The organism is Pseudomonas sp. Irchel 3A18 (assembly GCF_900187465.1).
GTDB lineage: Bacteria > Pseudomonadota > Gammaproteobacteria > Pseudomonadales > Pseudomonadaceae > Aquipseudomonas > Aquipseudomonas cichorii.
Genome location: NZ_FYDI01000008.1, coordinates 1 through 20,255 on the forward strand (window position 1 = coordinate 1; position 20,255 = coordinate 20,255).

Below are 20,255 nucleotides of genomic sequence, written 5' to 3' on the forward strand. Positions count from 1 at the left end.
TGACCGTCATCCTGGCTCAAGCCCTCGACAACCAGGCCGGCACCCTGGGGGCAGGCCTGGGTCTGAACCTGCAGGCCGCGAGCCTGGATAACCGCCTGGCCGGTGCCGTGCTCACCGATGGCCAACTGGATATCACCCTGACCGGCACCCTGGATAACCGTACCGGCGGCCAGGTGCAGGCCAAGGGCATCCTCAACCTGACCAGCCAGGCCTTGAACAATCAGGGCGGCCGGGTAGTGGGGCAGGACCTGCTGACCGTGAACAGCGACAGCGCGATCAACCGCGGCGGGGTGATCCGCTCCGACAAGCTGATGACGCTGTTGATCGGTGACCTCGACAATAGCCAGACCGGTTTGAGCGCTGCGCAGAAGGGCGGTATCACCAGCCAGGCCGGGCTTGAATTCACCGGCACCCAACTGAATAACCAGAACGGCCTGCTCAACGCCGTGGGCGTGATGACGTTGCAGGCCGACACGGTGCTCAACGGCCAGGGCCGCATCGCCAGTCAGAACAACCTGACCGCCACCGTCGACAGCCTGACCCAGCAAGGCGGCGAACTGGTGGCCCAGGGCACCCTGACCTTGACCGGCAAGACCCTGGATAACGGGGCCGGTGGTCTGGTAGGCGCCACAAAAGCGCTGAAACTCGAGGTCGACGAAATCGACAACCGGGCCGGTGAAATTTCCAGCCAGGTGGGCGTGGAACTGATCGCTGAACAACTCAATAACAGCGACGGCGGCAAGGTGCTGGCCGGTACGGCGCTGCAACTGATCGTCGAGCGGGTGATCAACGAGAACAAGGGCCTGCTGTTCGGTCAGACCTTGACCCTGGACGGCAAACGCCTGGACAACGCCGGCGGCACCCTGGCCAGCCAGCAGGCCCAGACGCTGACCCTGAGCGGCGCACTGGATAACCGCGCCGGTTTGATCAGCAGTGAAGCGGCGTTGACGGTCAAGGCCGCTTCCCTGGACAACACACGGGGCACGCTGTCCAGCGCCGGGGCGCTCAAGGTCACCACCGACGGCGAACTGATCAACCAGACCGGCTCGATCACCACCGACGCCGCCCTGACCGTGGTCAGCGCCAGCCTGGACAACCGCGAAAAAGGCAAACTCTCCGGCCTGGGCGCCACCACCGTCACCACCGGTGCCTTCGACAACAGCCAGGGCGGGCAACTGACCAGCAGCGACACCCTGGAACTGATTGCCGGTGAAGTCATCAACCAGAGCGCGGGCCGTATCGCCAGTGCGCTGGCCCTGACCGCCAGCGTCACAAGCCTGGATCAGCAGGGCGGCGAACTGTTCAGCAACACCACCCTGAGCCTGGACCTGAACAACGGCCAGTTGAACAACCAGAACGGCCTGATCAACAGCCCCGGCGCACTGCTGCTGAAAAACCTCAAGGCGGTGGACAACCAGGGCGGTGAAATCTCCAGCGTCCAGGCCTTTACCCTCGCGGCCAAAAGCCTCGACAACAGCGGCGGCAAGCTGCTGAGCAGCCAGGGGCTGACCCTGGACCTTGTCGAGTTCTTCAGGAACCTCAAGGGCACCGTGTCGGCCACCGGCCTGAACATCGACAGCGACAGCCTGGACAACAACGAAGGCCTGATCAGCAGCCGCGCCGGCCTGACACTGACCGTCGACCAGGCCTTGGGCAACGTCAAGGGCACCGTGATTGCCGATGGCGATCTTGAAATAAGCGCTGCCAGCGGCGACAACACCCAGGGCCAGATTTCCAGCAAACAAGCCCTCACCGCCGTGATCGGCAACCTGCAACAGCAGGGCGGACAACTCTTCGCGCTGGGCACCCTGAACCTGACCGGCGCCACCCTGAACAACAGCCTGAAAGGCTTTGTCGGGGCGGGTGAGGCCCTGACCCTGACCGTCGATGACGTCGACAACCAGGGCGGCGAGATCTCCACGCAACACGGCATCACCCTGACCGGCCAGACGCTGACCAACACTGGCGGCCAGATCCTTGCGCAACAATTACTGACCCTCGACGTTGACCACGTCACCAATCTCGCCAAGGGCGTCCTGTCCGGCAACACCGGCCTGACCCTGACCGGCACTTCACTGGACAACAGCGGCGGGGTGATCAGCGGGTTGCAAGGCCTGAGCATCGACCTGTCCGGTGCGCTCGACAACAGCCAGGGCCTGATCAGCAGCGAAGGCAGCCTGACCCTCGAGGTCGGCAGCCTGACCAACACGACGGGCAGCGTCTCCAGTGCCGGTAAGCTGACCCTCGACATCGCCGGTGCCCTCGGCAACCAGGGCGGCGAACTGGTCACCGATGGCGAACTGGACCTGGACAGCACCGCTCTCGACAACAGCCAGCAAGGCACTGTTAGCGCCAAAGGCCGGGTGACGATCGACACCGGCGACCTGGACAACAGCCAGAAGGGCCGGATCAGCAGTGGCGAGCGCCTGGACCTCACCGCCGCCCAACTGACCAACCACGAGGGCAGCATTGCCAGCCGCCAGGCGCTGGTGGCGAGCGTCAACAGCCTCGAACAACACAAAGGCAACCTGACCAGCGCCACCTCCCTGAGCCTGGACCTCAACCAGGGCCTGCTCGATAACCAGGGCGGCCTGATCAACGCCCCCGGCACCCTGCTGCTGAAAAACCTCGGGGTCGTGCTCAACCAGGGCGGTGAGATTTCCAGCGCCCAGGCCTTCACCCTCAAGGCCCTATCGCTGGACAACAGCGGCGGTACGCTGCTGAGCAATCAACTGCTGACCCTGCGCATCGCCCAGGCCCTGAACAACGTCAAGGGCCTGATCGCCGCCGCGGGTGTCGACGCCACGGCCGCCACCCTGGATAACACCGGCGGCACCCTGACCAGCCGCAACGCCCTGGAACTGACCGTCACCGGGTTGCTCACCAACCGCGACAAGGGCCTGATCAACGCTGCCGAAACCCTCAAGATCACCTCGGCCGACCTCAATAACCGCAGCGGACAACTGCTGGGCGGCACCGGCCTGACCGTGAATGCCGCAGCGCTCGACACCGGCGCCAACGGCCTGATCAACAGCCTTGGCACCCTGAACATCACCGCTGACAGCTTGAGCGCCGACACCGGTGGCGAAGTCTCGGCGTCGGGCAGTATGACCCTGATCCTCGAGGCCCTGTCCCTTGATGCCAGCCGCCTGATCGGCACAACCGCGCTGAGCATCGACCTCAACGGTGCGGACCTTAACAACAACGCCGGCCTGATCACCGCCACCGGACCCCTGACCCTCAGCCGGGTGCGGGACATCAACAACCAGGGCGGTGAAATCTCCAGCGCCCAGAGCTTCACCCTGACCGGGCGGACCCTGGACAACAGCGGCGGCCAACTGATCAGCAGCCAGATGCTGACCCTCAATGCCGACAGCCTGCTCAACCAGAACGGCCTGCTCTCCGGCTGGCAAGGGCTGGACGTGACCGCCACCTCCCTGGACAACCGCACCAACGGCACCCTGTCCAGCCGCCTCGGCGCGGTGGACGTGGACCTCAGCGGCGCGTTGCTCAACAGCGGCAACGGCGCACTGGTCAGCCAGACAGCCCTGACCGTCACCGCCGACCGCCTCGACAACCGCGGCGGCATCCTCTCCAGCGGCACCGAACAGACCCTGACCGTCACCGGCCTGCTGAACAACAGCCAGAAAGGCCTGATCGACAGCGGGGCCGACCTGACCGTCACTGCCAATGCCCTCGACAACAGCACTGGCACGCTCACCAGCCCGGGCAAGGTCACCCTCGACCTGATCGGTGCCCTGACCAACACCGGTGGCCAACTCGCCAGTGGCGGTGACTGGCTGCTCAAACGCAGCAGCGCCGTGCATAACCAGGGCGGGCAACTGGTCAGCCAGCGCCTGATGACCCTCAACACCGGGCTGCTGGACAACAGCAACCGCGGCACCGTCGCCGCCAACGGCGCCCTGCTGATCACCGCCAGCGGCAAGGTCCTCAACCACACCGATGGCCTGATCTACAGCCAGAACGCGGGCGTGGAACTGGACGCCGCGAGCCTGGACAACACCCGGGGCGCGGTACAAGGCCAAAGCACCCTCAAGGTCGAAGCGGGCGAGGGCGTCGACAACCTCAACGGTCGCCTCATCGCCCAGAACGGTAACCTGACAGTAGAAGCCGCCAGCCTCGACAACCGCGGCGGCGTGCTCTCCAGCCTCAAAGGGCTGTTGACCACACAAATCAGCGGCGTCCTGAAAAATGGCTACGACCTCGCGGCCAACCGCCAGGGCGGCGTCATCCAGGCCCAGCGCCTGAGCCTGACCGCCCTGGGCGGCTTCGACAACTACGGCGGCCGCGTCTCGGCCAGCACCGGCGAAGCCCTGCTCACCACCGCCAACGTCGACAACCGCAACGGCGGCATCTACGCCAAAGGCCTGGTGAGGGTCATCGGCAACGACTTCGACAACAGCGGCGACAACGACGGCCAGATCGCCGGCGGCCAGGTCGACCTCAGACTGACCGGTGCCCTGAACAACCGCCTGGGCATCATCGAAAGCGACAGCACTCTTGCGATCAGGGCCGCCAGCCTCGACAACCAGACCGGCCAGATCCGCTCACTCGGCACCCTCGACACCGCCGACTTCCAGATCGGCACCCAATTCGACAACCGCAACGGCACCGTGGAAGTTGCCAACAGCAACCTGATCCTCAACGCCGCCAGCTTCCTCAACGCCAACGGCAACCTGCTGCACGCCGGCGCGGGCACTTTTGATATTTCCACCGCCAACCTGACCCAGGCCGGCGGCAACCTCGTGACCCGCGGTGGCCTGACCATCACGGCGGATAACTGGACCAACAGCAGCGTGATCCAGGCCGGGCGCCTGACGGTCAACGTCGGCACCTTCAACCAGACCGCGAGCGGCCAGTTGCTGGCGTCAAGTGCGTTGGTGGGCACGGGTGGGACCTGGACGAATGAAGGGTTGATCGCCAGTGACGGGACGCTGAGCCTGAACCTGAGCGGGGGGTATGGGGGAGGTGGGCGTACCAGCAGCCTGGGCACCCTGGGCCTGACCGCCAGCCAACTGGCACTGACCAGTGCCGCGAGCCTTATGGGGGGCGCACGCACCGAACTCAATATCACCGGTCTGGCCAGCAACTATGGGCGTATCACGTCGGCAGCCGATCTGATCGTCAATGCCGGGAGTGTGAACAACTACGGCACCCTGGGGGCCACGCAAAACCTCACCTTCAACACCGCGAGCCTGCTCAACAGCCAGGGGCTGATCTTCAGCGGTGGGGATATGCAGGCCAATGTGGGGAGTTTGACCAACCTGAAGGGCGACTTTTATGCGCTGAATAACTTGACCATTAAAGGGGATGGCGTTGAGCGGGCCAATCAGGTCTCGAATATCTCGGGTTCGATGGAAAGTGGCGGCAACTTTGCGATCAGCGCGACGGCGTTTGAGAACCGCACGGAAGGTTCGGATAGCCAGCAGGCTTCTACTGCCGGTCGGACTTTGGTGAAAGGGATTATTGCGATCAGGTGTTACGATTGCGATAGGCGTTTTTTGGCGGATTACGCTGTAAGAGAGTATTTTGAAGGTGGGCAAGATACTGATATCACGGCTTCCGCGATATTGACGTCGGGGCGGAACTTTACTTTTGCTGGAGGAGACTTTTTAAACAGTAAAAGTACGATCAGTGCTGTCGGGGATATAAGTGTTAGTGCTGATAATGTAAGGAATGTTGGAGCTGTCGGCGGAGCGGTAGAGCGTACGCGTATATATACTTCAACTAGCTGGGAGAGTTACGATGCTTTTAGAAGTTATAATCAGCGTAATAATCCGGACTTTCCTAATGTCTATTACATAGATGATGCTGGTGAGATTCGGCTAGGGGAGATTGTTGGTGAGGCATATAGTACGAATGATGAGGGCGGGTGGACGTTTTATAATTATCTTATAAGGAATCCGATAAATTCTACATATGCAAACAATGTGTACTATGGCTATTATAGTGAGGGTGCATACAATAGGCCCTTGCCTGTGTCGTTGTATGATAAAAATAATCTTGTTGAAGTGCCGGAGTTAATCACGCGCTCTGGGCTTGTAAGTGATGTTGAAAAGATTGTAGATGGCGGAAATTCTGGCCGAAGCGCTGTCATTCAATCCAGCGGTAATGTATCTATTACAGCCACCCAGAATTTGCAGAATAGTGTCATTCGTCAGGATTATGTAGCCGCTGGCGGCACCAGCAAAGTACAGGGCATCAGTCCCTCTGGTGCTGGCACGGCGATTATCCGCGTCAACGCCCAACTACCCCCCGACCTGTCCCAACAACAGGTCAACCCACTCACCCTGCCAGGCTTCAGTCTGCCCACCGGCCAGAACGGCCTGTTCCGTCTGAGTGCCCAGACCGGCAGCAATGTCGCCGCTACCCAGGCCAGCACTACGCCACAAAACTGGACACTCGGCAGTGCCAGCGTATCTGTCGCCCAACGCGAGCAGACCGTTTCCGATACTCAGGGCAGAACCCTTCAGTTCGGGACAACCGGGCAAGTTTCGACCACCACTCGCCAACTGGCCGATGTAGTCCGTCAGAACTCCGGCTTGAGCGCCAATGCTTCCGCCTTTGATTCCAGCGCCCCGGTCGATTCAGCGACCCGTCTGCAACTTACCGGCCATAGCACCGGGAACACAGGCCTGACGCAGGTTGCCGACGTGACACAGGTTCAGGGTCAGAACGGCACCGTTCCCTTCACCCCTGTGGCTTCCAATGACACCACGGTTCAGAACGGCATAACCACGCCGACGGCGGTGCCGAGCACCCAGGTCGCCCGTGTCCAGGCCTTGCCTGGCAACACCGCGCCGCCGAATCCGCACAAATACCTCATCGAAACCAACCCGGTCCTGACCGATCTGCGCCAGTTCATGAGCTCGGACTACCTGCTGGCCGGCCTGGGCTACGACCCGGAGGCCAGTGCCAAGCGCCTCGGTGATGGGCTGTATGAACAGCGTCTTGTCCAGCAAGCCATCGTGGCCCGTACTGGTCAGGCGTTTCTGGCCGGGCAGACCTCCAACGAGGCCCAGCTCAAGTACCTGATGAACAACGCCATCGCCAGCAAGGAGCAACTGAACCTGACGATCGGGGTGACATTGAGTCCTCCACAAGTGGCGGCCCTGACCCACGACATCGTGTGGCTCGAAGAACATGAGGTCAATGGCGAGAAAGTCCTGGTGCCGGTGCTGTACCTGGCCCAGGCCAATAACCGCCTGGGTCCGACCGGTGCACTGATTGCAGGCAACGACGTCACACTGACGGCAGGCGAAAACCTCGATAACGTCGGAACCTTGCGGGCCACCAACAACCTGTCGGCAACGGCTGGCAACGATCTGGTCAACGTCGGCCTGATCGAGGCGGGCAATCGTCTTGACCTGCTGGCAAGTAATGATCTGATCAACAAGGCTGGTGGCATTCTGTATGGCCGTGATGTGACGCTGAGCGCTACCCGTGGGGATGTTGTCAACGAGCGTACCGTCATTCGCGATCAGCAAAGTGCGGGTGTGCTTCAGGATTTCGTTGAAAATGCTGCCCGTATCGAGTCTGCAAACGATCTTGTTGTGAAGGCTGGCCGCGATGTAATGAATATTGGCGGCACCCTACAGGCCGGTCGTGACCTCAGCCTGATTGCCGGTCGTGATCTGAATATCGGCGCGGCACAAACCGAGACATCGAAGGTACAGGGAGCGAATACCCAGTCCAGCATCACGCAACTGGGCTCCAGCGTCAGCGTCGGTCGTGACCTCATGGCTCTGTCGGGACGCGATATCAATGTTGCAGCCAGCGACATCGATGCCAAGCGCGATATCGCCATGGCCGCGACCGAGAACATGACCATCAGCTCGGCGGCAGACGAAACCCACTCCCTGTCCAGAAGCAAGAAACTCACCGTCCAGACCGACCACGTCAAACAGGTCTCCGCCGACCTGAATGCCGGCGGCAGCATTGCCCTGAACGCCGGCCAGGACCTGGCCGTCATCTCCAGCCGCATCACCGCAGGCGAAAACGCCAACCTGTCGGCAGGCGAAAACCTCAGCATCCTGGCCGCACAGGACAGTGACTACTACCTCTACGACAAGAAGAGCAAAGGCAGTTGGGGGAAAAAGAAAACCAAGCGGGATGAAGTGACCGATATCCGCAATGTCGGCAGCGAAATCACATCAGGCGGCGACCTGACCCTGGAGAGCGGTGGCGACCAGTTGTACCAGGTGGCCAAACTTACCAGTGGCAATGACCTGACTATTGAAAGTGGTGGGGGTATCACCTTTGAGGGGGTGAAGGACCTGCATCAGGAGAGCCACGAGAAAAGCAGCAGTAGCTTGGCCTGGACCTCGATGAAAGGGAAGGGTCGAACCGACGAAACCCTGCGCCAGACAGAAATGGTGGCCCAAGGTGAGCTTGCGATCCGAGCTGTGGAAGGCTTGAAGATCGATATCAAGCAGATTGACCAGCAAACCGTCAGCCAGACCATTGATGCCATGGTCCAGGCCGACCCTCAACTGGCCTGGCTGAAAGAAGCCGAGAAGCGTGGGGATGTGGACTGGCGTCAGGTGAAGGAGCTTCATGATTCCTTCAAATACAGCAACTCCAGTCTTGGTCAGGGCGCGATGTTGGCGATCATGATCATTGTGGCGGCCTTAACGGCTGGAGCCGCAAGCGGTGCACTAGGTGCTGCTGCCAGTGCCACTGCTGGCTCAGGATCAGCCATGGCGGCGGCTGGTACTGCATCTGCATCTGCTGTGGCTGGCGGAGCTGCAGTGGGCTCGACTGTAGCAGCAGGCTGGGCCAACGTGGCTCTCACGGCTGTTGCCACCAGTGCAGCGAGTGGCGCAGTTATAAGTACGATCAATAACAGAGGCAATCTGGGGGCAGTAGTTAAGGATGTAACCTCCAGTGACAGTTTGAAAGGCTACCTTGCAGCGGGTGTCAGTGGTGGTATTGGAGGCACCAATATAGGTGTTCGTCTGGCGGTTAACGCTGCTATGAAAACCGTTACCAATGGTGGGAAATTTAAAGACAACTTGAGTCAGGCTGCGATTGGCTTAGCTGCCGATATGCTCACAGGAGCCATCTACGAGCAAGTCGGCGACAGTTTGGTTGGAAGCGGTTTGCCAACCAAGATTGCAGTACATGCCATCGTCGGTGGCTTGATTGGTGAGGCGGCAGGAGGAGACTTCGCCACCTCAGCGTTGGCTGCTGGTGCCAACAAGGCCTTGATTCAAATGGTTGGGGATAAAGTTTTCCCAGGCATTGCTCATGACCAAGTACTGGCAATGACTTCTCAGTTGCTTGGTATGAGCGTTGCTGCTGTGGCAGGGGGCAGTGAGAAGGATCAGCAGGTTGCGGGTTGGGTCGCGCAGCAGGGGACTATTTATAACTATTTGGACCATAAAGAGGTTGACAGCCTTGTTGAGGCTATCAGAGGGTGTCGTTCTGCTGGTGACCCTTCCGCTTGTCAAGCAGATCTTCAAATTCGATATAAAGCTCTTAGTGATCAGAAAACAAAGTCACAGCTAGGCGGGTGTGTAGGAGAGGATGAGTGTTATAAGCAGTCAATCGCAGTTGAGACTGCCACGAAAGCACTGGATAAATATGCTTTGGCGGATGAATTTAGCCCCAATGAACAAGAAATATTACAGGAGTTTGTAGAAAGTAATTTTTCTGATCATGTGATAGCTCGTAATATTTGGTTGTCCAGCTTCCAAAGGGAGGTGACTCCGATTGTATTGGGTGGTGGAGCCACGGCGACCACGCAGGTTGGGAGGGCGGGGGCAAAAGAAACAGCTGGTGCAGTAAAGCTAGCGTTTGATAAAACTACGCGGACTTGGACAACACCTGCAGGGCTAGAATATGGGCAAGGATCGGCTCAGGGAAACAGGATTTTGCATGTTTTAGAGCATGCGAAGCCGAACCCGACCAAGACAATGCATAGCGTCTTCAGCATGGCAAGAAAAGAAATTCTAGGAACTATTGATGAGGCATGGCTCAAGAAAGGTAGCCCCGTGGTAGGTGATCCTGGTGCATATGTTGTCCCGATGGGCCGAGCAATTGGCACTGCGGGAGAAACAAGTGTTAAAATTATTGTTCGGCCTGGGACCAATAAGGTCATTACCGCTTATCCTGTTAAATAAAGAGGTCTTATATGCTGTGTCCAAGGTGTGAGCAGGGCGATATTGTCAAGGCTAGAGTTTTAGCTCTCGATACTTTATTATTTATATGTCAAGAGTGCGAGGCTTCATGGCTTTTATATGATGATATTGGGGTTAAGGACTTTTTCGACTATGGAACTTATATGGAGGATCAAGGGCTGAAACCACTGTGGAGTGAGTTGCAGGTTGTTTCTGAGTAGGCGCAAAAATTTAGGGGGGTAGTTGTTGCTACTTTACGTACTCGTTGGCAGATCTTATAGCTAACTGGAAAATTACAGTTATGCAAAAACTGTAATTCAGACGTAGGCATCGGGTCGATTGATGAATGCTGAAAAATAGTGATTGATTCTGGTGAATTGGCATCTTATGCATTTAGTTCGGTACATTCAGTAGGTAAAGCAAGGGTTTTTGAGGCAGCTTTGGTTGCAATCAAATGAATGCTTGAGCATTGATGAGGGAAGTGCAGGAAGGAATGCAGATATATCCATCCAGGTTGGGTAGTATTGATGAGTTTGGTCAGAGAGTAACATTAGATATGCCAATAACCGGGCCAAATGGCAATGCGGCAATTGTTCGCGCTGGGTGGGTTTATGATTCAGGTTCTTCTATTTCTAGAGTGATGACTGTTTATATTAGTTGAGGGTAGTATATGAGTTATTTGTTTTTGATATTGTCAGTATTGACTGAGGATGTTTCTGGGGAAGAGCTTATAACAGGGGGGAGCGATTTTTGAGATTTATCATCTGGCATCTGGCATCTGGAAGCTGAAGGTTATGAGGTCAAGTTCTGTGGCGAAGAGGGACGTACTATTGCTCAATTGGCATTGTCTGGCGATCAATTTAAGATTGAAAGTGGTGATTTAAATGTGGTTGATTAATGTGCAGTTCATAGTGCGTATCTCTGTTTGGGTTTTTACTGTGTTAGGGGGTGAGTAGTTTAAATGGTTTGGGTGGTAGGGTGGCTATTGTCAATAAGTTGTGTGTTGGGGGTAATGAATTTTGAGTTGATGCTGGTCAGTTAATGTGTATATATCGCTTAGTGAGAAGATCCTGCTTGCAGGCTAAATTTTATTAAGGGTTCACACAAGTTGACCGGTTTTTAATTCACAACCCCACCTTATAAACAACCTGCCCCCGCTCCAACGGATCCGGATGACATTCAAATCCCAATGACCGCGCCAGATTAAACATCCTCGCATTCTTCACCGAATCTATCGAAAACATCCGATAAAACCCGTTCAACCGCGCAGCATTCATAAGATGTTGCATCAGCAACTTGCCCAGTCCGAGGTCTTGCCATTTTTCGGCAACCACCACGGCGCATTCGCAGCAGTAGTCGCCTTCTGTCGCGGCGTAGTGGCTCAGGCCTATTTCGCTCAGTTGGTTATTGTCTTCCATGACCAAGGCGACATATGTCATTCGCTGTTGGTAGTCGGCGTCCATGATCTGGTCGAGGGCCAGCGGGGCGGGTTCGGTGTTGGGGGAGAGGAAGCGGAAGTGTTGTGTCTGTGGCGACAGGCGTGTGATGAATTCGAATGCTCGCTGGCGGTCGTCCTCCTGGATCGGTCTGATCAGCAGGTGGGTGCCGTCGCTCAGTTCTTCGATCCAGTGGATGAAGCGCAGGTCAGGGGCGTAGAGGTCGTCGCTGATCGTGTCGCTGGTGACGGTGTTCATGTCTATCCCCTGGGGCCGTGCGTCGATTGAGCAGGCGGTTTACCTATCTTTTACGCTTCGGCACCTTCAGGCCGTGATCCAGATCAATACTTCTGTTTGCCCTGTCTGCGTGTAGACTGCCTGCCGTTTGTTCATCGCAGTCTTTGCCTGATGGACGTTTCCACCTCATTGATTCAAGGCGTGCATATGGATCTGCGACAACTCGAGGCTTTTGCGGCTGTCATGTCGGCGGGCAGTGTGACGGCGGCGGGGAAGATGCTGGGGCGTTCGCAACCCTCGGTGACCCGTGCCATCCAGGAGTTGGAGCAGGAGCTGGGTTTTGCCTTGTTCGAGCGCAGTGGGCCGAAGGTCACGCCTTCGCAGAAGGCGTTCATGATGTATGCCGAGGTGGAGAGTGCGCTGCTGGGTATTCGCAATATCCGGCAGCGCGCGCAGCATATTGCGCTGGACGAGAACCGGCAGATCAAGCTGGTGGCGATACCGGCGCTGGCGGCGGGTTTGTTGCCGCTGGCCTTGTCCCGTTTGCCGGATGATCTGCGCCCGCAGCACATCCAGTTGCACAGCATGTCTCCTGAAAATGTCGTGCAGGCGGTGCTTTCCAAGACCATGGACCTGGGCGCAGTCAGCCTGCCGCTGGAGCATCGCGGGCTGGATATTCACTGGATCGGTGAGTCTCCTTGTGTGGCGGTGCTGGCTGCGGATTCTCCGCTGGCCCGTTTCGATGTCTTGCCGATGCAGGTTCTGGCCAGCCAGACGCTGATTACCATGTCCAACCCTTATCGTTTTCGACGCCGTATCGACAAGGCTTTTCAGGATGTCGGCGGCGCTGTGCCGCACATGCTCGATACCAATACGTCGCTGATTGCCATGCAGATGGCGCGGGTGGGGCTGGGTGTGGCGCTGGTCGATCCTTTCACTGCGCTGGGTGTGCCGGTGGATGGGGTGGTGGTGCGGCCGGTCGAGTTCAATATCCCGTTCTTCTTCGGTCTGGTTTCGGCGTTTGCCAGCCCGTTGTCCGATGTGGCGCAGGCGCTGGTGACGGAGCTTGCTGCATCGGCTAAGGCCTTGCTGCCTTCCGTGATCATGCATGCCCCCAGCGAGCATGATGCTCTGTTGCAGAGCATTTACGCCGGTTGAAGCCCGGCAGCGAGCGTCGTGCTTATCCGCCTTTCTGATTTCTTATCGTTTTAAGCTATATCAATATTCATTTTTTGCCGTTGTAGTAATAAATATCAGCTTTTAGTATTCGTTTTTTGAATTCATAAGCCTTATGAATTCAATAATTGTGAGTTTGGAGCGTTTTTTGTATGGATTCGCTCTATCCATGATCTTCAGCACGAGTACTGAAAATGTCCGATACAAACGCACCGATTGGCCTTGCCGCCTTGCAGGCCCGGCTCAAGCAGGATCTGGAGTGGCTGGATCTGCCAGCCTCGCCTTGGGTCAAGCCGCGTTTGCATCAGGATGCCCCGGTACTGGATGTTGCGATCATCGGTGGCGGAATGGCCGGCCTGGCGCTGGCAGCCGAGTTGCGTCATCTGGGTGTGGTGACGACGATTTTCGATCAGTCCCCAACCGGTTTTGAAGGCCCGTGGGCGACCACGGCGCGCATGGAAACCCTGCGTTCGCCCAAGCAACTGACCGGTCCGGCGCTGGGTTTGCCGGCCCTGACATTCCGTGCCTGGTTCGAGGCGCAGTTCGGGCTTGAGGCCTGGAATGCTCTGGACAAGATCCCGCGTCTGCAATGGGCGGATTACCTGCGCTGGTATCGCAAGGTGCTGGATCTGGATGTGCGCAATGAGCACCGGGTCAGCCGCGTTCAGCCTCGCGCCGATGGTCTGGTCGAGCTGGATATCGTCAGCCCCGGCCACAATCAGCACTATGTAGCCCGGCATGTGGTGCTGGCGACCGGGCGTGATGGCCTCGGCGGCCCTTGGGTGCCGGATTTTGCTCAGGAGCTGCCTCGCCATGTATGGGCGCACTCGGCCGATGGTTTGCAGGATGACTGGTTTGTCGGCAAGCGGGTGGCCGTGATCGGTGGCGGTGCTTCGGCCATGGACAGTGCCGCCACGGCCCTGGAGGCGGGTGCGCAGAAGGTTGACTTGCTGATACGTCGTGCAGAGTTGCCGAGGGTCAACAAAGGCAAGGGCGCGGGTAATCCGGGTATGACCCACGGTTACTGGCGTTTGCCGGACAGCTGGAAGTGGCGCATCCGCCGTTACCTCAATGCCCAGCAAGTACCTCCACCCCGTGGCAGTACGCAGCGTGTTTCCCGTTCACCCGACTCGCGCTTTCTGCTCAACAGCCCGGTTGTTTCGGTCCGGCAGAACGAATCCGGCGCGTTGGTGGTGCGTACGCCCAATGCGAAGCTGGAGTACGACTTTCTGGTCTTTGCTACAGGCTTTCGGACCGACTTCACCCTGCGTCCCGAGTTCTCTTCTTTCGCCAGGCACATTCAGGTCTGGAGCGATCGCTTCGAGGCACCAGAGGATGAGTTCGATGCCGAGCTGGGTTCCCTGCCGGATCTGGGAACCTGCTTCGAGTTTCAGCAGAAAACCCCTGGCGCGTGTCCGGGGATCGAGAAGATTCATTGCTTCAATTACCCGGCAGCCTTGAGTTACGGGGCGGTATCCGGGGATATTCCGGCCATCAGCGAAGGCGCAAAGCGCCTGGCCCATGGGCTGGCAGGGCAGTTGTTCAACGAGGACATCGATTTGCATTTTGCCGCCATGCAGAGCTACAACGAGCCCGAATTGCTGGGCGACGAATGGGTCGCCGGTGCGCCCACAGCCCAAGAGCTGCTCGGATGATCGGCTGGGCTGTGCGGCGTCTGGTTCAGTCGCTGCTGGTGGTGTTGCTCATGACGCTGGTGGTGTTCATCGGCCTGAATGCCATTGGTAATCCGATGGACATTCTGGTGGGTGAGGACCTGAATCAGGCCGAGCGTCTGGCGGCTATCGCACACCTCGGGCTGGACAAGCCGCTGTGGCAGCAATACCTGCTGTTCCTCAAGGGCGCGGCGAGCGGCAATCTCGGCCAGAGTTTCGTCTATCACGAAGATGCCATGCGCCTGATTCTGCAACGCCTGCCTGCCACGTTCGAGCTGGCGTTCAGTGCCCTGTTCCTGGCGGTATTGCTGGGTGTGCCGCTGGGCATGTTCGCGGGCACTTATCCCGATCACCCGGTCTCGCGGGTAATGATGGCCACCAGCATTGTGGGCTTCTCGCTGCCAGCGTTCTGGGTGGCGCTGATGATGATCATGCTGTTCTCGATCCACCTGGGCTGGCTACCAGCCAGCGGGCGTGGGGAGACTCGCGAGTTTCTTGGCGTGCAGTGGTCGTTCCTGACGATGGATGGCCTGCAACACCTGATTCTTCCGGCGCTCAACCTGGCGCTGTTCAAGATTTCCCTTGTGCTGCGCCTGACTCGTGCCGGTGTGCGCGAAGTGTTGCCCCAGGAGTTCGTCAAGTTCGCCCGTGCCAAGGGCCTGTCGCCGATGCGGGTGATGTGCATGCATGTGATGCGCAACACCATGATCCCGCTGGTGACAGTGCTGGCAATGGAGCTGGGGTCGACCATCGCCTATGCCGTGGTGACCGAAAGTATCTTTGCCTGGCCGGGTGCCGGGAAGCTGATTCTGGACAGTATCAATATGCTGGATCGCCCGGTTGTCGTGGCTTATCTGATGGTGGTGGTCGTGATTTTCGTGGTGCTCAATCTGATCGTCGATGCGTTGTATTACCTGCTTGATCCGCGTGTGCGCATCGAGGCTGGCCGATGAGTCAGGTACAGGTCGCACGCCTGCACGTGCAATCGCCATGGCGGCTCGGTGCTGTGGAGTTTTCCCGTTCCTATACGGCCATGTTCGGTCTGCTGGTGCTGCTGGTCATCATGCTGATGGCGGCACTGGCGCCGTGGATCGTGTTTCAGAATCCCTATGACCTGATGCAGCTCAATGTGCTGGATGCACGCCTGCCGCCGGGCAGTGAAAACCTCGACGGTGGCTACACCTATTGGCTGGGCACTGACGGCCAGGGCCGTGATCTGCTGTCGGCGATCATCTACGGGCTGCGTATCAGCCTGTGGGTCGGTATCGGTTCTGCACTGATTGCCGCTGCCGTTGGCACCTTGCTGGGTTTGCTGTCGGCTTATGTCGGCGGCTGGCTCGATGCCTTGTTGATGCGTCTGGTGGATCTGCTGCTGTCTTTCCCTGTCATTCTCATGGCGTTGATGATTCTGGCCTGGCTGGGCAAGGGCGTCGGCAATGTGATGCTGACGCTGGTGCTGCTCGAATGGGCCTATTACGCCCGTACCGCCCGTGGGCAGGCCTTGACCGAAAGCCGTCGCGAGTACGTCGATGCGGCGCGGGGGCAGGGGATCGGTTCATGGCGGATCGTCGTGCGGCATATCCTGCCCAACTGCCTGCCGCCGCTGATCGTGATCGGCGCCTTGCAGATTGCCAGGGGCATCACGCTGGAGGCGACCTTGTCGTTCCTGGGGCTTGGCGTGCCGATTACCGAACCGTCACTCGGGCTGCTGATTGCCAACGGCTTCCAGTACATGCTCAGCAACGAATACTGGATCAGTTTCTTTCCGGGGCTGGCGCTGCTGATCACCATTGTGGCCATCAATCTGGTGGGTGATCGTTTGCGTGATGTCTTGAACCCGAGGTTGCAACGATGAGCGCGCCTGAAGTGTCTCTGGCGCAACCGACTCTGGATGTGCGCAACCTCTGTACGTCGTTCGATACCCGGGCGGGCATTCTGCCTGCCGTGCGCGATGTTTCTCTGCGCCTGCAACCGGGGCGGATTCTCGGTCTTGTGGGCGAGTCGGGTTCCGGCAAGTCGGTGACCGGTTTTTCCATTCTCGGGCTGGTCGATGCGCCGGGGCGTATCAGCGGTGGTGAAGTGGTGTTTCAAGGTCGCGATCTGACGAAGCTGAGCGCTTCGCAGTTGCGCAGCCTGCAAGGCAATCGCATTGCGATGATCTTTCAGGACCCGATGATGACCCTCAATCCGGTCCTGCGCATCGATACGCAAATGATCGAAGCGGTGCAGGCTCATCGCCCGATGGGGCGTCGCGAGGCGCGTCAGCATGCCAGTGACACCTTGGCGCTGATGGGAATTCCCAGCCCTGACGAGCGCTTGAATGCCTATCCGCATCAGCTCTCCGGTGGCATGCGCCAGCGGGTGGCGATTGCCATTGCCCTGTTGCACGCACCGGACCTGATTATCGCCGACGAGCCGACCACGGCGCTGGACGTGACCATTCAGGCGCAGATCCTCAGCGAGGTGCAAAAGCTTGTGCGTCAGCAAGGAACCTCCCTGATCTGGATTACCCATGACCTTTCAGTGGTGGCCGGTCTGGCGGATGACATCGCCGTGATGTATGCCGGTCGTATCGTCGAGCAAGGCCCGGTATCGGCGGTGCTGGATCGTCCACAGCATCCTTACACCCAGGGCCTGATCGACAGCCTTCCGAGCCGTAACAAGCGTGGTCAGCGTCTGCGCCAGATCCCCGGCATGGCACCGGATCTGTTGTCGATGCCGACCGGTTGCGCCTTTGCTGCACGTTGCTCCCGAGCGAGCAATCAGTGCGAGCAGGAACCACACAGTCGCGAAATCGAAGCGGGTCGTCTGGTCCGTTGTTTTCACCCGGGAGCTGCCGATGAGTATTAACCAGACGCCCATCGTCGAATTGAGCCAGGTCAGTAAAACCTTCGGTAAGCGCAATAACGACAGCACCTTGAATCAGTGGCTGCAACGCATGCAGTGGACCAGGCCATCAGCCGTGACCCATGCGGTGGATCGCGTCGATTTGCGGATCAACCGTGGCGAAGTCGTTGGGCTGGTGGGCGAGTCTGGCTGCGGCAAGTCAACGCTGGGCCGCATGGTGGCCGGGTTGCTGCCCGTATCCTCCGGGACCGCTTCCATCGACGGCAAGCGCCTTGAGGACCTGACGGCCGAGGAGCGTCTGGCGGCGCGCCTGAAGATTCAGATGATTTTCCAGGACCCGTCTTCCAGCCTTAATCCGCGCCTTCGGGTCGACCAGATTGTCGGGGAGGGCGCCTTGCTGCATGGTCTGACCGACAAGGCCGGGTTCGACGATTATGTCAGTGCGCAATTGCAGCGTGCGGGTCTGAGCCCGCAACTGCGCCAGCGTTACCCGCATCAGTTCAGCGGTGGCCAGCGTCAGCGCATCGGCATTGCCCGGGCCTTGGCGGTACAGCCGCAGCTTCTGGTGTGCGACGAGTCGGTGGCGGCGCTGGACGTGTCCATTCAGGCGCAGATCCTCAACCTGTTCATGGACCTGCGCGATGAGCTGGGCCTGACCTATCTGTTCATCAGCCACGATCTCGGCGTGGTGGAACACCTCTGCGACCGCGTGGTGGTGATGTATCTGGGGCGGGTGGTAGAGAGCGCCAGTGTCGATGACCTGTTTGCACGAGCCAATCACCCTTATACCCAGGCCCTGCTGGCGCAGATTCCGCGCTTTGATGTTCGCAGTGCCCGTTATGACGCGATAAAAGGGGAAATCCCCAGCCCGCTGAACCCGCCTGCCGGGTGTCATTTCCATCCTCGCTGTCCGCATGCCACGGCGCGCTGCCGCGAGGAAGTTCCAACGCTCAGGGAGGTTGCACCCGGCCACCTGAGCGCCTGTCACCTCAATGAATAGCACCGAACGAGCGCTGCAATGCTGGCGCTCATTGCCATTACGCACAAGGAATAGCCCATGAAACCACTTGTCCGTTCACTGTTGGCCTCGGCCCTGATCCTGGCCGCCGGCAGCGCAGCGGCGCAGAGTCTGCGTATCGGTTATGCCGATCCGGTCTCCTCGCTTGACCCGCAATTGAACAACTATGCCGGTGACCGCTCGGTTGCCCTGCATGCCTTCGAGTCGCTGGTCAATCGCCGTGACGACAAGACCCTGCCGGGTCTGGCGCAAAGCTGGAAAGTCCTGGACGACAAGACCTGGGAGTTCAACCTGCGCAAGGACGTCAAATGGCAGGACGGCAAGCCCCTGACCGCCGATGACTTCGTGTTCTCCTTCGAGCGTGCCCGCAAGGTGCCGGGCAGCGTGGCGTCTTATGCCGGGGCCATGCGCACGGTGGAGTCGGTTACGGCCAAGGATGATCACACCCTGATCATCAAGACCCTTACACCCAACGCCAACCTGCTGCCGGACGTGGATTCGATCTACATCGTCAGCCGCCACGTGGGTGCCGACGCGCAAAGCGCCGATTACAACAGCGGCAAGGCGATGGTCGGTACCGGGCCTTATCGCTTTGTGTCATTCGTGCCGGGCGACCGCACGATCTTCGAGCGCAATGCCGACTATTGGGGGCCGAAACCGCTGTGGGACAAAGTGGATTATCGCTTCATCTCCAACGCCGCGAGCCGTACGGCGGCCTTGCTGGCCGGTGATGTGGACGTGATCGATAAGGTGTCGCCAACCGATGTGGAACGCCTGAAGAAAAGCCCGAATGTCAGTGTCTTCGCGTATCCGGGCCTGCGTGCCTTGCTGATTCAGCCAAGCTTCCGCGAGGGTCCGAACGAATTCATTCGTGACAATGCCGGCAAGCCACTGGCCGAGAACCCGCTGCGCGATGTGCGGGTGCGCAAGGCCTTGAACCTGGCTATCAACCGTCAGGCAATTGTCGAGCGCATCATGCAGGGCACGGTGACCGAGGCCAATCAGTGGATGCCGGCCAAGACCTTCGGCTACAACCCCGAGCTGAAGAACATCCCTTATGACCCGAAACAGGCCAAGGAACTGCTGGCTCAGGCGGGCTTCCCTGAAGGCTTCCAGTTGACCGTCCATGTGCCGGGCGACCGTTACCCGCAAGCGCCGGAAACCCTGCAGGCCGTGGCGCAGTTCTGGTCGCGGATTGGCGTCAAGGTGCAACTGGAAGTGCTGCCATGGGCTGTTTATGCAGGCAAGGCCAACAAGAACGAATTTGCGATCAGTGTAGTTGCCTGGGGTAACGGCACCGGCGAAGCCGCCTATGCACTGACCAACATCCTGACCACGGTGGACAGCGTCAAGGGTCGCGGTGCCTCCAACTGGGGTCATTACAGCAACCCGCTGGTGGATCAGGCGCTGGTTGATGCTACTTCCGAGTTCGACGATGCCAAGCGCCGGGCGATCCTGGAGCAGTCTGCCAAGGTGGTGGCTGACGATGTCGGCATCATCCCGCTGTTCCATTACCAGAACATCTGGGCTGCGCGCAAAGGCCTGAAAGTCGAGCCACTGGTCAGTGACCGCACTGCCGCGAGCATGGTGACCGAACAGCCTTAGTTATATGAGAGGGAGCGGATCGGGCGGCGCTCCGCTCATCCGCGACGACGTCACCGAAGGCGCCAGATGCTCTTGGGCCTCTCGCGAATAAATTCGCTCCTACTTGTTAATTCATGATTTT

Annotated in this window: 10 protein-coding genes; 9 read left to right on the forward strand and 1 reads right to left on the reverse strand. The window is 58.8% G+C overall.

Going from position 1 to position 20,255, the window contains the following annotated elements; genetic code table 11:
* Together CKW23_RS26700 and CKW23_RS27280 are read left to right on the forward strand one after the other, a co-directional pair.
* The coding region (locus tag CKW23_RS26700) for a hemagglutinin repeat-containing protein (RefSeq protein WP_177434654.1) at positions 1-10,145 on the forward strand (10,145 nt) is incomplete at its 5' end.
* Positions 10,146-10,635: 490 nt separating this feature from the next.
* Positions 10,636-10,803 carry a DUF6883 domain-containing protein gene (locus CKW23_RS27280; RefSeq protein ID WP_095068060.1) on the forward strand — a complete coding sequence of 56 codons (168 nt, stop codon included), beginning with the start codon at positions 10,636-10,638 and terminating at the stop codon, positions 10,801-10,803.
* A gap of 463 nt (positions 10,804-11,266) precedes the next feature.
* Here CKW23_RS27280 and CKW23_RS16685 read toward each other — a convergent pair whose 3' ends face one another.
* Positions 11,267-11,836, reverse strand: a complete 570-nt coding sequence (locus CKW23_RS16685) for a GNAT family N-acetyltransferase (protein ID WP_095068009.1) — start codon at positions 11,834-11,836, stop codon at positions 11,267-11,269.
* Between the two features lie 186 nt (positions 11,837-12,022).
* On the opposite strand from CKW23_RS16685, the gene CKW23_RS16690 reads away from it, so the two are divergent.
* The 7 genes from CKW23_RS16690 (at position 12,023) to CKW23_RS16720 (ending at position 20,134) form a co-directional block, all read left to right on the forward strand.
* Positions 12,023-12,973 (forward strand): LysR family transcriptional regulator, encoded by a 951-nt coding sequence (locus tag CKW23_RS16690; RefSeq protein WP_095068010.1) that lies wholly within the window; start codon positions 12,023-12,025, stop codon positions 12,971-12,973.
* 212 nt (positions 12,974-13,185) lie between these two features.
* The gene (locus CKW23_RS16695; protein WP_095068011.1) at positions 13,186-14,646 is read left to right on the forward strand and encodes an FAD-dependent oxidoreductase; all 1,461 of its coding nucleotides are present in this window, start codon (positions 13,186-13,188) and stop codon (positions 14,644-14,646) included.
* Complete coding sequence (locus CKW23_RS16700) at positions 14,643-15,617, forward strand: ABC transporter permease (protein ID WP_095068012.1); 975 nt, start codon at positions 14,643-14,645, stop codon at positions 15,615-15,617. The genes CKW23_RS16695 and CKW23_RS16700 overlap by 4 nt, the downstream gene beginning before the upstream one ends.
* Positions 15,614-16,519, forward strand: a complete 906-nt coding sequence (locus CKW23_RS16705) for an ABC transporter permease (protein ID WP_025259981.1) — start codon at positions 15,614-15,616, stop codon at positions 16,517-16,519. Before CKW23_RS16700 ends, CKW23_RS16705 begins: the two co-directional genes overlap by 4 nt.
* Positions 16,516-17,514 (forward strand): ABC transporter ATP-binding protein, encoded by a 999-nt coding sequence (locus CKW23_RS16710; RefSeq protein WP_025259982.1) that lies wholly within the window; start codon positions 16,516-16,518, stop codon positions 17,512-17,514. The genes CKW23_RS16705 and CKW23_RS16710 overlap by 4 nt, the downstream gene beginning before the upstream one ends.
* Positions 17,504-18,511 carry an ABC transporter ATP-binding protein gene (locus tag CKW23_RS16715; RefSeq protein WP_025259983.1) on the forward strand — a complete coding sequence of 336 codons (1,008 nt, stop codon included), beginning with the start codon at positions 17,504-17,506 and terminating at the stop codon, positions 18,509-18,511. The genes CKW23_RS16710 and CKW23_RS16715 overlap by 11 nt, the downstream gene beginning before the upstream one ends.
* Positions 18,512-18,568: 57 nt before the next feature.
* The gene (locus CKW23_RS16720) at positions 18,569-20,134 is read left to right on the forward strand and encodes an ABC transporter substrate-binding protein (protein WP_095068013.1); all 1,566 of its coding nucleotides are present in this window, start codon (positions 18,569-18,571) and stop codon (positions 20,132-20,134) included.
* Positions 20,135-20,255: the final 121 nt, after the last annotated feature.